The sequence below is a fragment of the Nocardia wallacei genome (genome assembly GCF_029869545.1).
In the GTDB taxonomy this organism is placed as follows: Bacteria; Actinomycetota; Actinomycetes; order Mycobacteriales; family Mycobacteriaceae; genus Nocardia; species Nocardia wallacei_A.
On sequence record NZ_JARWQD010000187.1, the window covers coordinates 1 to 12,277 of the forward strand.

Here is a 12,277-nt window from a genome sequence, read left to right on the forward strand (position 1 = left end):
GCCCCCGCGACGGCTTGGGCGACTGTAACTTATCCCGCCAAAAAGCACGCGGGTAACTATGGCTGGAGTTCCCACGCCGGTAACGATGGCGCTCAGACGCCCCACCTCTGGTGGGCCGTCTTGCATTTCGGGATGTCCGCCCTTTGTCATTCCGGCATGCTTTTGGCCGGAATCCGCCTATGGAATGTCCTGCGCACCAATAGTTCAGAGGCCGGGCATCCGTAGTTAACCGGGCGGTTGCCCGTGGCCGTCAAGCTGCAGCCGTGCGATCTCGGCCCTGGACCGACTACGCGCTGTTCGTGGTGCTGGTCGCGCCGAATCTGGTGTTGCTCGGGCTGTTCGTCTTCCGGCCGCTGGGCGACACCATCCTGATGTCGTTCACCGATCGGAACCTCTCCGATCCGGCCTCGGACTTTGTCGGCCTCGCGAACTACCGGGAGTGGTGGGGGCGCGGCGATTCCTGGCAGATCGTCACCAACACCGCCGTGTTCACGCTGGCCGCCGTGGTCGGCAGCCTGGCGCTGGGTCTGGCGCTGGCGCTGCTGCTGCATCGGAAGCTGTTCGGCCGCACCGCGATCCGGTCGGTGATCTTCGCACCGGTCGTGATCTCCGGCGCCGCGGTCGGGGTGGCGTTCCAATTCCTCTTCGATCCCGGCTTCGGCCTGGTGCAGGATGTGCTGCGGCGCCTCGGCGTGACGAATGTGCCGGACTTCTACCAGAATTCGCACTGGGCGCTGTTCATGGTCTCGGTCGCCTACATCTGGAAGAACCTCGGCTTCACCTTCGTGCTGTATCTGGCCGCGCTGCAGGGCATCCGGCGCGAGCTGATCGAGGCGGCCGCGATAGACGGCGCGAGCCACCGGGTTACGGTCACCCGGGTGCTGCTGCCGCAGTTGCGGCCGACCACCGTCTTCCTCTCGATCACGGTGACGCTGAACTCGCTGCAGGCCTTCGACCTCATCAATGTGATGACGCGCGGCGGGCCGGTGGGCACCGGCACCACCACGCTGGCCTACCAGGTCTATCTGGAATCCTTCCGCAATTCCCGGGCCGGGTACGGCGCCGCGGTGGCCACCGTCCTGTTCGTGGTGCTGCTGATCGTGACGCTGGTTCAGATCCGGGCCATGGATCGAGGTGAACGGTGAGTACGAGGCGGCGGCGCGTGGCCGCCCTGTCCGGCTATGCGGCGATGGTGTGCGTGCTGATCATCGTCGGGGTGCCGCTGTTCTGGGTGCTCGTCACTTCCTTCAAGGGCCGTCCGGACATCTACACCCAGCCCGCGGTGTGGTGGCCGCACAGCTGGCATCCGGGCAACTACGCGGAAGCCACGACCGCACAACCCTTCTGGACCTTCCTGCGGAACTCGCTGATCGTCACCGCGATCGTCGCCGCGGTGAAGTTCGTGCTCGGCCTCCTCGGCGCCTACGGGCTGGTGTTCCTGCGCTTTCCCGGTAAGAACCTCGTCTTCCCGGTGATCGTCGCCGCGCTGCTGGTGCCCAACCAGGTCACCGTGATCTCCAACTACGCGCTGATCGAGCAGCTCGGCTGGCGAAATACCCTGCAGGGCATCATCGTTCCGCTGTGCGGGGTCGCCTTCGGCACGTTCCTGCTGCGCAATCACTTCCTGTCGCTGCCCGCGGAGGTGATCGACGCGGCGCGGATCGACGGTGCCGGGCGATGGCAGCTGCTCACCAGGATCGTGGTGCCGATGTCGGGGCCGACGATCCTGGCCTTCGCGGTGGTCACCCTCGTCAACGAGTGGAACGAATACCTGTGGCCGTTCCTGATGGCCGACGAGGCCCGCGCCGCCACGCTGCCCGTCGGCCTGACCATGGTGCAGCAGGCCGAGAACCCCTCGTTCACCAACTGGGGACCGGTGATGGCCGCGACCGTGCTCACGATGCTGCCGATCCTGGTGGTCTTCCTGATCCTGCAGCGGCACATGATCAACGGCCTCACCTCGGTCGCGGCGGGAATGACATACCACCGATGAATCCGCACCGGCTCGGTCGTCTGTATCGGAGAACGATCGACTGCGTACCGGACGGGTCCGCGGCGTAAGTCCTCGGTCGGCCCCGCCGACCGGCTCGAACCGGAGGTGCATCGGTGACGGATGTCGTTACTCGCGAGGGCCTGTGGGCCATGGCGCACGCCGAACGGGCCGCCCTGGCCGACGATCTCGCGGGCCTGGACGACACACAGTGGACCCGGCGAACGCTGTGCGGGCAGTGGACCGTCGAGGAGGTCGTCGCCCATCTCACCGCGGCGGCGAGCATCGGCCGGATGCGGTGGCTGGCCAGCGTGCTGGGCGCCCGCTTCGACTTCGACCTGCACAACAGCCGGCGCCTGGCCGAGCACCGCGGCGCCACCCCCGCGGAAACCCTCGCACGCTTCCGGGCGGTCCTCACGAGCACCACGGCGGCCTCCGGCCACACTCCGGCCTGGCTCGGCGAGGTCGTGGTCCACGCCCAGGACATCCGCCGCCCGCTCGGACTGCCGCGCACCCCGTCGGTCGCGGCGGCCACCGAGGTGGCGCACTTCTTCGCCGCCCGGGACTTCACCGTGCGCAGTCGCAGCGCGATCGAGGGCCTGCGGCTCGAGGCGACCGACGGCCCGTTCGCCGTCGGGGCGGGTCCGTCGGTGCGGGGCACGACGATCGCGCTGACCATGGCCATGGCGGGCAGGCTCGCCTACTGCGACCTCACCGGCCCCGGCGTCTGCACCCTGCGCGCACGGTGTGCTCCCGCCGCCTGACCGACATCGGAACTACCAGATCCGCACGCGCTCGGCCGGATCCAGGTAGAGCGCGTCGCCCTCGTGCACGTCGAAGGCCTCGTGGAAGCCGTCCAGATTGCGGACCACGCCGTTGCAGCGGAACTCCGGCGGCGAGTGCGGGTCCACCGCGAGCCGCCGGATCGCCTCCTCCCTGCGGGATTTGGACCGCCACACCTGCGCCCAGCCGAAGAACACCCGCTGCAGACCGGTGAGCCCGTCGATGGTCGGCGACTCGGCGCCGTCGAGGGCAATCTTGTAGGCCTGCAGGGCGATCGAGAGCCCACCGAGATCGCCGATGTTCTCGCCGATCGTGAATTCGCCGTTCACCGTGTGGTTGTCGGGCAGGTCCGCGGGGGAGAACCGGTCGTACTGATCGATCAGCGCCCGGGTCCGCTTGCCGAATTCGGCGCGGTCGGCGTCGGTCCACCAGTCGACCATATTGCCATCGCCGTCGTACTTGCTGCCCTGATCGTCGAAACCATGGCCGATCTCGTGGCCGATCACCGCGCCGATACCGCCGTAGTTGGCGGCGTCGTCGGCGTTCATGTCGAAGAACGGCGGCTGCAGGATCGCCGCGGGGAAGACGATCTCGTTCATGCCCGGGTTGTAGTAGGCGTTCACCGTCTGCGGCGTCATGAACCACTCGTCGCGATCGACCGGTCCGCCGAGCTTGTTCAGGTCGCGGTCGTGTTCGGCGGCATATCCGCTGCGGTAGTTGCCGACCAGGTCGGCCGGGTCGATCCGCACCGCCGAGTAGTCGCGCCAGCGGTCCGGGTAGCCGATCTTCGGGGTGAACTTCTCCAGCTTGGCCAGCGCCGCCTGCCTGGTCTCGGGCCCCATCCAGTCCAGTTCGGCGATATTGCGGCGGTATGCCTCGGTGAGATTGGCCACCAGCTGCTGCATGCGCTGCTTGGCCTCGGGCGGAAAGTGTTGCGCCACATAAAGTTTCCCGACCGCCTCGCCGAGCAGCTCCTGCACCAGCGATACGCCGCGCTTCCAGCGCTCGCGATTCTCCTGGGTACCGGACAGCGTGCGGCCGTAGAAGTCGAAATTCTCGTCGACCAGCGCCGCGGTCAGATAGGCGGCGCGCGCCCGCAGCACCCGCCAGGACGCCCACGCCCGCCAGTCGTCGAGCGACTCCGACGCCCACAGCTGGGCGAAGGTGCGCACGTAATCCGGCTGGCGCACCACGATTTCGGCGAACAGCTCCGGGCCCGTCCGGTCCACACCCGCGGCCGTCGCCGAAGTCCAAGCGGCCCAGTCGAATTCCGGGTTCTCGGCGGCCAGCGCATCGAAAGTGGTGAGGTTGTAGCTCAATTCGGCATCGCGACGGCGCACCACGTCCCAGTGCCCGGCCGCCAGCTTGCGCTCCAGCTCGAATACCCGCTCGGGGTCGTGATCGATACCGGCGAGGGCGAACATGCGCCCGATGTGCTCGACGTATTCGGTCCGGATCTCGGCGTAGTCGTCGCCGCGGTAGTAGGACTCGTCGGGCAGGCCGAGGCCGGACTGGGTGAGCTGCACCAGGTAGCGCTGCGAGTTCTTGTCGTCGGTGTCGACGTAGAACGCCAGCGCGCCGCCGACGCCGGTGCGCTGCAGCCTGCCCAGCAGCGCCGCGAACTCGGTGCGATCGGTCACATCGCGGACCGCCGCCAGCTCGTCGGCGATCGGGGTCAGACCGGCGGCCTCCACCGCGGCCTCGTCCATGAAGCTGGTGAACAGGTCCCCGATTTTGCGCTCTTCGCTGCCGGGCGCGGCAGCGGAGCCCGCGGCGTCCTGGATGATCCGCTGGACGTCGAGTTCCGCCTGGTCGTACAGCGTCCGGAAGGCACCGTCGACGGCGCGGTCGGCCGGTATCTCGGCGGTCTCCAGCCACTTCCCGTTGACGTGCGCGAACAGGTCGTCCTGCACCCGCACAGCGTCGTCGCGATAGGTCAGATCGATACCGGAGGGAGTCGTCACGTCGGAAGTCACGATCTCCAGTATGCCGACGCGCCCGAGTGGTCGCCGAGGGCGCGCAGCCTCCCGTTTCCCGGAGCGAACTACGCGGGCACAGCGACCCGGTCGAACTCCCCGTCGCGGGCCCCGGCGAGGAATGCGTCCCACTCGCCTCGGGTGAAGTCGAGGACGGTATCGCCGCGACGCAGGCGGGCGCTGCCGTCGCCGGAGACCTCCGCGACCAACGCTCCGGCGCTGCCGGTTGGCCCCGGCACGGCGTCGAGGAAGGACATCCATTCGCTCGCGGTGACGGTGATGACGGGCTCGTCTTCGGGGCGATGGGCCGGATTGCGCCGGAACTTGCTGTCTCGGATGAGCACCGCATCGCCGTCGAACCGGACCTCGACACACTGATTCCCGTTGTTGGTGCGGGTCGACGTGAACCAGCCGGTGGTCTCCGGCCGGTACCTGGCGGTTGACATGCGCAGGATTTTACACGCGCGCATGCTTTCTGATCAGCGCCAATGATTCACTGCGACTGAGGGATTGGTCGAGCGCGCGCACATAGGCGAACGCCAGATCGCGGACCTGCTCCGGGTTGTCGACGGCACCGCCGAATACCGCGCTCTCCGCCCAGGCGAAGGTCGGCAGGCTCTCGCCCGCGAAGTCGAGCAGATGGAAGCTGGAGCCGCCGAGGACCGCGCCCGCCGGGGCGCTGAACGGGATCACCCGCATCTCCACGGAGTCGAGCTCCTCGAGCACGTCCGCCAGATACTCCAGCTGGCCCCGCAGCACCTTCGGCCCGCCGATCTGCTGTAGCAGCGTCGCCTCGCTCATCACCGCGGTCAGCTCCACCCGGTCGGGGCCGCGCAGCCGCTGCTGGCGCCGCATCCGCACCGCCACCAGCTGTTCCACCTGCACCGGCCGGATCATCACGTCGGCACTGATCAGCGCGCGGGCGTAATCCTCGGTCTGCAGCAGGCCGGGCACCACCAGGCTGTCGTAGCTGCGGATGTATTCGGCGCCGTACTCCATGCCGTAGTAGCGCTGCAGCTCCAGGCCGATCAGCGCCGACGACTTGGCCCACCAGCCGCGGTCCTTGCTGGCGGCCAGCAGCTGTAACAGCTCGCCGCGCTCCTCGTCGTTGACCTCCAGCAGATCCAGCACGGGGCCGATCGTGTTGAGGGTGAGCACGCGCCGGCCCTTCTCGACGTGCGACCAGTTCGCGGGGGTGAAGCCGACCCGCTTGGCGAAGGTGGCCGAATCGAATCCGCGTTGTTCACGCAGCTCACGCAGGCGCAGGACCAATTCCCATCGGGCGACCGTCGGGGACAGGGGTGCCATGGGAGGAGATAGTACGCCGCGGGACTCGCGGGCGTATGACTATTGTCATTTTGATTGCGCGGCGATACGGTCTGCCTATGAGCCAGGTTCCGCGCCCGGATCCGGCGGCCTACGCCACCACCCAGGAGGCCCTCGCGCGCTGCCGCCGCTATCGCAAGGAACACGGGCTCTACGGCATCGTCGAACCCTCGCTGGGCCGGATCATGCTCGAGGTGGGCGCGATCGGGGCCATCACCATGCCGACCGCCCTGGGCGGCCGCGTGCGCGAACACCTCTCGGCCGGGCGCCGGCGCGGCCCGATCATCGGACACCCGCGGTCGGCACGCTGGACCTTCCTCACCGGGCCCACCGACTCCTCGATCCAGGACATGACGGTGCTGGCGGAGCTGCTGCATCAAGGCACCTCACTCGCCCTGCCGGGCACCCGCATCGTGCTGCCGTCCCCGGCCGACGAACGCACCGGCTACCGGGTGTGGATCGATTCGCCCGAGGGCGATTTCCGCCCCGAGCCGGGCGAGGTCATCAGCGCGCTCAACGCGGCGGCTCGGGCGTGAGCGTGACGCTCAGCTTGTTCTCCAGCGTGTCGCGGAAGTTGTCCTCGCACTGCTGAATCCTGGCCTGGTCGTTGCCCGCGTCGCGGATGCAGTCCAGATAGTCCTGGCCGCCGTGATCGACGAAGAAGCTGTAGCCGACGATCGCCTCGGCGACCGCACCGGCCAGCGCCAGCACGCCCAGCACGATGCCCGCGACGGCCATGCCGAACCCGCCCGCGGTCCCGCGGCGCGCCTTCACCGCCGCGATGATGCCGAACAGCAGCGCGAACGGCCCGAGGATCACCGCGCCGAAGAAGACGAGCAGGCCCAGCACGGCGAGAATGCCCAGCACCAGCGCGGTGACGGCCAGGCCCTTGCGCTTCGGCGACTCCTGCCAGTACTGCTCGCCCGGGTGATTGCCGGGCGGGGGCGGATAGTCGCCCGACGGCGGCGGGGGATACCCGCCGGGCGGGGGCTGGTACTGCCCGGGCGGGGGGTATTGACCGGGCGGCGGATACTCCGACATGCCTGTCCTCTCGTTCACCCGGCCTGAAATGCCGGGTTCGGGCGCACTGGAATGTTATTGCGCCCCGAGCCGCGCGTGCATCTCCCACACCAGGATCTCCGCCGGTGACTTCGCGATCACCCGCTGACCCCCGCTGCGCGTCAGCCGCACCGCGTCGCCCTCGTACAGGACCCCGACGCCCTCCAGGTCGACCTCGCCGCGGGCGACGAAGAGATGCAGGTAGGGAGCCTCGGGAAGGTGTACCGCCGGGCCCTCGCCCGGCCCGGGCATGCGGGCGACATGGAGGGCGGAATGGCTGCTGTTGATGGCGATCGCGGTGGTGTCCCGGTAGCGCGGCAGGCCCGCGGCCACCGTCACCAAGCCGCCGCGCGCCAGCTCGTCGTCGACCTCCAGCTGCTGGTAGCCGGGGGTCAGGCCGGACTCGTCGGGCACCACCCACATCTGCACGAAGTGCACGGGTTCGGTGTGCTCGGCGGTTCCGCCCTGCTCCGGTGCCAGCCGCCACGCGTCGTTCTTCTCCGAATGCAGGATTCCGGTGCCCGCGCTCATCCGCTGCGCCAGGCCCGGATAGATCACGCCGCTGTGCCCGAGCGAGTCCTGATGTACCAGCGCGCCGCCGAGCACCCAGGTGACGATCTCCATATCCCGATGGGGGTGGGTGTCGAAACCCTGATCGGGCGCGACAATGTCCTCGTTATTCACCAGCAACAGGCCGTGGTGGGTGTTTTCGGGGTCATAGTGCTCACCGAAAGAGAAAGAGTGCTTCGAATCCAGCCATGCCACACGAGTTTTCATGCGGTCGCCGCCGCGATGCACATCGATGTGTGGTGTCGTGAGTATGGACACCGTGGTCCTCCTCTCCGGCCGAGCACCGATCACCTTTCAGGGTAGGAGCACATCACGAACCGGACCCTGAATTCCCCGTAAATTCTACCGTGCGGCGGCACCGCCCCCGGGTGCCGCGACGACCGCCGCGACCACGGTAAGCTCCGGGGCGGCCGGGCGGACGACCGCAAATGTTCGGCGCTCGCCCCGTACCACCGGGCGCACCGCGTGAACGGGCACGACCGTATCATGGTGTGCCGCAACCCGAACCGGAGGTGAATCGCCGATGCGACCCGAGGTGTTCGCGGGCCTCGAGCACGAACTCCGGGAGCAGGCCCGCACCGACGGCATCGAGGACTTCGTGGTCGGCGTAGCGGTGTTCCGCAACCGAAAGCTGCTGGTAGTACGGCGTGTCGCCGATGATTGGCAGGGCGGTATGTACGAACTTCCCGGCGGCGGGGTGGAATCCGGTGAATCCTTCGCCGACTGCGTGGCGCGGGAACTGTTCGAGGAGACGGGGTTACGGCTGCGGCGCATCATCGATGTGGTCGGCGGCTTCGACTACGCCACCCGGACCAAGGCGCGGGTCCGCAAGTACAGCTTCGTGGTGGAGGCGGAGCCGGGCGAGGTCTCGCTGGCTCCGGGCGAACACGACGAATTCCGCTGGATCGATGAGCAGTCGCTGGTGGGGCTGCCGATGGCGCCCGATATGCGCGAGACGGTCTACACCCTGGTGACCGCGAACAGCGGGCACTGAACCATGACGGATCGACGGCTCACCGCCGTGCGCGCGGCGCTGGCCGCCATCGCCCGCAGTCCCGGCATGCTGCGGCTGGCGCTGGTGCGCTTCGCCGGGCAGTTCGGCGACGGCATGTTCCAGGCTGCGCTGTCGGGTGCGATCCTGTTCAATCCGGAGCGGGCCACCGACCCCCTGGCCATCGCCGCCGGATTCACCGTGCTGCTGCTGCCGTATTCGGTGATCGGCCCGTTCGCCGGCGCGCTGCTGGATCGCTGGGATCGGCGCGCGGTCCTGCTGGTGGCGAATCTGTTGCGCGGGGTGTTGATCGCGGTGACGGCCGTCGGGCTGCTGGCCGGAATTCCGGACACCCCGCTGCTGCTGTTGGCGCTCGCGGTGGTCGGCATCAGCAGATTCGTCTCGGCCGGGGTGGGGGCCGCGCTGCCGCGGGTGCTCGAGCAGCGCTGGCTGGTCCCGATGAATTCGGTGCTCGCGACGGCGGCCTCGGGATGTGCGGGGCTGGGAGCCGCCGCCGCGGTGACGATCATCGGCGCCATCGGGGCCGGGGACTTCGGCTCCGCGGTGGCGGTGGCCGCCAGTGCCTCCGGATCGGTGGCCGGTGCGCTCGCGGCCGCCGGGTTCCGTCGCCATCAGCTCGGACCGCAGTGGCGCGAGTCCGCGACACCGGGACCGGGACAGCCGAATACGGGCGGCTCGGCCGTGGCGCTCGAGCAGAGCTCCGTGCACGCCGTGCTGACCGGCCTGCGCACCGGCGCGCGGGCGGTGTGGGAATCGCGCGAATGCACCACGGCCATGATCGGGATCGGCGTGCACCGGATCGTGTTCGGGGCCAACACGCTGCTGATGGTGCTGGTACTGCGGCGATCGCAGGCCGAGGGCGTGTCGCTGAGCAGCGGGCTGGTCGGATTCGGCGTGGCGATCGCGGCCGCCGCCTCCGGCATGCTGGTCGCCGCGCTGGTCGCGCCGCTGCTGATCCCGCGGCTGGGCCGCCCGCGCACCGTACTGGTGGGCCTGGCCACCGCCGTGGCGGTGCAGCTGACGCTGGTCACGCCCATCACCGTGGCCACCGGCGCGGCCGAGCACCGGGCCCATCACCTGCTGCTGGCGGGCGCCTTCCTGCTGGGCCTGGCGGGGCAGACCATCAAACTCACCGGCGACGCCACCCTGCAGATCGATATCGACGATGCCCGGCGCGGCCAGGTGTTCGCCCTGCAGGACACCGTCTTCAACATCACGTTCGTGCTGGCCATCGCGGTGACGGCGCTGGTGATCCCGGACGACGGGCGGTCGCCGGGGGTGGTGCTGGCCGGGGCGGTGGTCTACGCGGTGGGCATCGCGGCCGTGGCGGTCAATGCCCGGCGGCACACCGTCATTCGATGACCGGCCGGATCTCCTGATTCCAGACGCCCTCGCCGCCGGGGTCGGTGAAGAAGCTGTCGAGGATGCCGTCGTCGTCGAGGTCGAGGGCGGCTATCTCGGCGATACCGTCGCCGTCGGAATCCCATAGCGCGTCGTCGGCCAGGCCGTCGCCGTCGAAATCGAGTGCCACGGCGTCGAAAACTCCGGTGCCGGACAGATCCAGGTCGGCCGGGGAGGACCAGGCGTTGCGGACGCCGGCGCCGGTGCCGAAGACGTACTCGATCTCGGTCATACCCCTTGGACGCGGCCGATCGTTGCCAGGTTCCCGCCGCGCCATGCTGCCGTCGGGCAAATCGGTCGGTTAGATTGGACGGGCTGTGCTCGGCCCCAGCGACTGTGGCGGCCGATTGTGCGATGTCACCGCACCGCGAGCGGTACCGAGGAGAACAGAGTGAGCATGAGGTTGCTGGCGTTTGGTCCGGGTGAGCGGTCGCTCGCCGCACGTCACCTCACCCGCGGTACTCGGTAACGGCGGCCGCGACGTGTCTCGCCTCGAATACGGCTGGGTACCTGCCCTTTTCGGTGTGCTGGCGGCCGCGGTGACCATCGCCGCACCCGCCGGTGCCGCACCCGCGCCCTGGGCGCCCCCGCCCGTGAACGCCTGTGGCGAAACGGGTTTCGACCCGCTGGCGCGCGAACCGGATCCGAACGCGCCGCCGCCGCCCGTGCTGCCGCCGAATATCGATATTCCGGTCCCGTATCCGGAGTTCGTCCCGGTCCCGGTGCCGGGACCGCAGCCGGACAACACGCGCATCGACTCCCAGCCGCTGCCGCCGGATCCGTGCCAGAACCCGTGCCCGGACATCCGGGACACCCCGAAACCGGAGCCCGCCCAGGAGCCTTCCGGCCCAGGCGATTCCGGGGAGGGTTCGTCGGGATCGGGGTCGTCGGGATCGGGCTCCGGCAGCGGCTCGGGATCGGGTTCGTCCGGCTCGGGATCGGGACCGCTCAATCTGCCCACCATCCGGATCAAACCCGAACCCGAACCGATTCCGATCCCGGTGCCGGGCGGCGAGCCGCCCGCACCGCAGACCCCGCCGCCGCCGGTCGTGCATCCGGCGCAGCCGGGACCGATCGTGGCGCCGGTGGCACCGCGCCGAGTGGAATCGGTGGAGCTGGTGAATCAGGTGACCGGCCACGGCTCGACCAACCGCACCGATATGCGCTGGCAGGTCGACGGCACCGACCTGGGCATCATGTGGGAGACCAAGCCCGGCGAGGTGGCCGTGCTGTTCGGCGACACCTTCGGCAAGGGCTGGGTGCCCGGCGGAGCCGGTGGCGCGGGCCAGGACTGGCGCAGCAACGTGATGGGCTACAGCACCGAGCGCGACCTGTCCAAGGGGCTGGTCATCGACTCGATGGTGCAGGACAGCCGCTGCCACGCCGCCGAACTGCTCGACAGCCGCAAGATCAAGAATTTCGAGACCACCGTCATCCCGACCTCCGGCTTCGCGCTCGGCGAGCGGCAGTACATGAGCTACATGTCGGTCAACCACTGGGATCGCATCCCCGGCATGTGGTGGACCAACAACGGCGGCCTGGCCTACTCCGACGACAACGGCCGCACCTGGGTCAAGGACCAGTACGCCAAGTGGGACAACATGTTCGGCCTGCATCGGTTCCAGGTCACGACCATGGTTCCGCAGGGCGACTACGTCTACATGTTCGGCACGCCCAACGGCCGCATCGGCATCATCGGGCTCGCCCGGGTGCCCAAGAAGGATGTGCTGAACAAGAGCGCCTATCAGTACTGGGTGAACGGGACCTGGGCGCCCGCCGCCGAAAACGACGCCACCCCTGTGCTTCCCGGCATCGCCGGTGAGATCTCGGTCCGCTACGACGAGGCCACCGAGCAGTGGCAGATGGTGTACCTGGACCCGGCCCGGCAGACCATCGTGCTGCGCACAGCGGCCGAACCGCAGGGCATCTGGACCGACGGCGTCCCCCTGCTCAGTACCAACGACTATCCGAAGAGCTACGGCGGCTTCATCCACCCGTGGTCGACCGGCCGCGACCTGTACTTCACCATCTCGGCCTGGGACAGCTACAACGTCTACCTCATGCACGCCAGATTGGACGAGCCCCGCTAACTCCGCCAACCACCGCGATCCCGGTACGCCCTCCAACTATAAATTCCCGGCACGCCCACCAACCATGAAT

13 protein-coding genes are annotated in these 12,277 nt (G+C 68.8%); 7 read left to right on the forward strand and 6 right to left on the reverse strand.

Annotation, left to right across the window (positions count from 1 at the left end; all coding sequences use genetic code 11):
- The first annotated feature begins 263 nt into the window (after positions 1-263).
- The 3 genes from QH290_RS15755 (at position 264) to QH290_RS15765 (ending at position 2,754) form a co-directional block, all read left to right on the forward strand.
- Positions 264-1,145, forward strand: coding sequence for a carbohydrate ABC transporter permease (locus QH290_RS15755; RefSeq protein ID WP_280383586.1), 882 nt, complete (start codon positions 264-266; stop codon positions 1,143-1,145).
- A gap of 44 nt (positions 1,146-1,189) precedes the next feature.
- Positions 1,190-1,993, forward strand: coding sequence for a carbohydrate ABC transporter permease (locus QH290_RS15760; protein WP_280268944.1), 804 nt, complete (start codon positions 1,190-1,192; stop codon positions 1,991-1,993).
- 113 nt (positions 1,994-2,106) lie between these two features.
- The gene (locus QH290_RS15765; RefSeq protein ID WP_280383589.1) at positions 2,107-2,754 is read left to right on the forward strand and encodes a maleylpyruvate isomerase family mycothiol-dependent enzyme; all 648 of its coding nucleotides are present in this window, start codon (positions 2,107-2,109) and stop codon (positions 2,752-2,754) included.
- 12 nt (positions 2,755-2,766) lie between these two features.
- Here QH290_RS15765 and QH290_RS15770 read toward each other — a convergent pair whose 3' ends face one another.
- The 3 genes from QH290_RS15770 to QH290_RS15780 all read right to left on the reverse strand — a co-directional run bounded on the left by QH290_RS15770 (position 2,767) and on the right by QH290_RS15780 (position 6,057).
- Complete coding sequence (locus QH290_RS15770; protein ID WP_425303607.1) at positions 2,767-4,749, reverse strand: M13 family metallopeptidase; 1,983 nt, start codon at positions 4,747-4,749, stop codon at positions 2,767-2,769.
- Between the two features lie 68 nt (positions 4,750-4,817).
- On the reverse strand, positions 4,818-5,195 hold the full coding sequence (locus QH290_RS15775; protein ID WP_280383591.1) for a DUF397 domain-containing protein: 378 nt from the start codon (positions 5,193-5,195) through the stop codon (positions 4,818-4,820).
- A gap of 10 nt (positions 5,196-5,205) precedes the next feature.
- A complete protein-coding gene (locus tag QH290_RS15780) occupies positions 5,206-6,057 on the reverse strand; it encodes a helix-turn-helix domain-containing protein (RefSeq protein WP_280268928.1) in 852 nt (283 codons plus the stop codon).
- Between the two features lie 77 nt (positions 6,058-6,134).
- Between QH290_RS15780 and QH290_RS15785 the strand changes: the two genes are divergently transcribed.
- Entirely contained in the window at positions 6,135-6,611 is a 477-nt protein-coding gene (locus QH290_RS15785) for a hypothetical protein (protein ID WP_280383593.1), read from the forward strand.
- Here the strand turns inward: QH290_RS15785 and QH290_RS15790 are convergent.
- Both QH290_RS15790 and QH290_RS15795 read right to left on the reverse strand, forming a co-directional pair.
- The gene (locus QH290_RS15790) at positions 6,589-7,116 is read right to left on the reverse strand and encodes a DUF4190 domain-containing protein (RefSeq protein ID WP_280268930.1); all 528 of its coding nucleotides are present in this window, start codon (positions 7,114-7,116) and stop codon (positions 6,589-6,591) included. The genes QH290_RS15785 and QH290_RS15790 overlap by 23 nt on opposite strands.
- Before the next feature lie 54 nt (positions 7,117-7,170).
- Entirely contained in the window at positions 7,171-7,962 is a 792-nt protein-coding gene (locus QH290_RS15795; protein ID WP_280268931.1) for a pirin family protein, read from the reverse strand.
- Between the two features lie 265 nt (positions 7,963-8,227).
- Between QH290_RS15795 and QH290_RS15800 the strand changes: the two genes are divergently transcribed.
- Positions 8,228-8,698, forward strand: a complete 471-nt coding sequence (locus QH290_RS15800; RefSeq protein ID WP_280268932.1) for an NUDIX hydrolase — start codon at positions 8,228-8,230, stop codon at positions 8,696-8,698.
- A 3-nt stretch (positions 8,699-8,701) separates the two neighbouring features.
- Positions 8,702-10,078: an MFS transporter gene (locus tag QH290_RS15805; RefSeq protein WP_280383594.1), complete on the forward strand. Its 1,377-nt coding sequence runs from the start codon at positions 8,702-8,704 to the stop codon at positions 10,076-10,078.
- On the opposite strand, the gene QH290_RS15810 is transcribed toward QH290_RS15805, so the two are convergent.
- Entirely contained in the window at positions 10,068-10,349 is a 282-nt protein-coding gene (locus tag QH290_RS15810; protein WP_280383595.1) for a hypothetical protein, read from the reverse strand. The two genes, QH290_RS15805 and QH290_RS15810, sit on opposite strands and share 11 nt — an antisense overlap.
- 250 nt (positions 10,350-10,599) lie before the next feature.
- Between QH290_RS15810 and QH290_RS15815 the strand changes: the two genes are divergently transcribed.
- Positions 10,600-12,207: a glycoside hydrolase family 183 protein gene (locus QH290_RS15815; protein WP_425301857.1), complete on the forward strand. Its 1,608-nt coding sequence runs from the start codon at positions 10,600-10,602 to the stop codon at positions 12,205-12,207.
- Positions 12,208-12,277: the final 70 nt, after the last annotated feature.

What these genes read in the sequence shown, in the direction of transcription:
- QH290_RS15760 (WP_280268944.1), top strand. Translation starts at nt 1,190, where the DNA reads ATGGTGTGCGTGCTGATCATCGTCGGGGTGCCGCTGTTCTGGGTGCTC.
- QH290_RS15775 (WP_280383591.1), bottom strand. Translation starts at nt 5,195, where the DNA reads ATGTCAACCGCCAGGTACCGGCCGGAGACCACCGGCTGGTTCACGTCG.
- QH290_RS15780 (WP_280268928.1), bottom strand. Translation starts at nt 6,057, where the DNA reads ATGGCACCCCTGTCCCCGACGGTCGCCCGATGGGAATTGGTCCTGCGC.
- QH290_RS15785 (WP_280383593.1), top strand. Translation starts at nt 6,135, where the DNA reads ATGAGCCAGGTTCCGCGCCCGGATCCGGCGGCCTACGCCACCACCCAG.
- QH290_RS15790 (WP_280268930.1), bottom strand. Translation starts at nt 7,116, where the DNA reads ATGTCGGAGTATCCGCCGCCCGGTCAATACCCCCCGCCCGGGCAGTAC.
- QH290_RS15800 (WP_280268932.1), top strand. Translation starts at nt 8,228, where the DNA reads ATGCGACCCGAGGTGTTCGCGGGCCTCGAGCACGAACTCCGGGAGCAG.
- QH290_RS15805 (WP_280383594.1), top strand. Translation starts at nt 8,702, where the DNA reads ATGACGGATCGACGGCTCACCGCCGTGCGCGCGGCGCTGGCCGCCATC.
- QH290_RS15810 (WP_280383595.1), bottom strand. Translation starts at nt 10,349, where the DNA reads ATGACCGAGATCGAGTACGTCTTCGGCACCGGCGCCGGCGTCCGCAAC.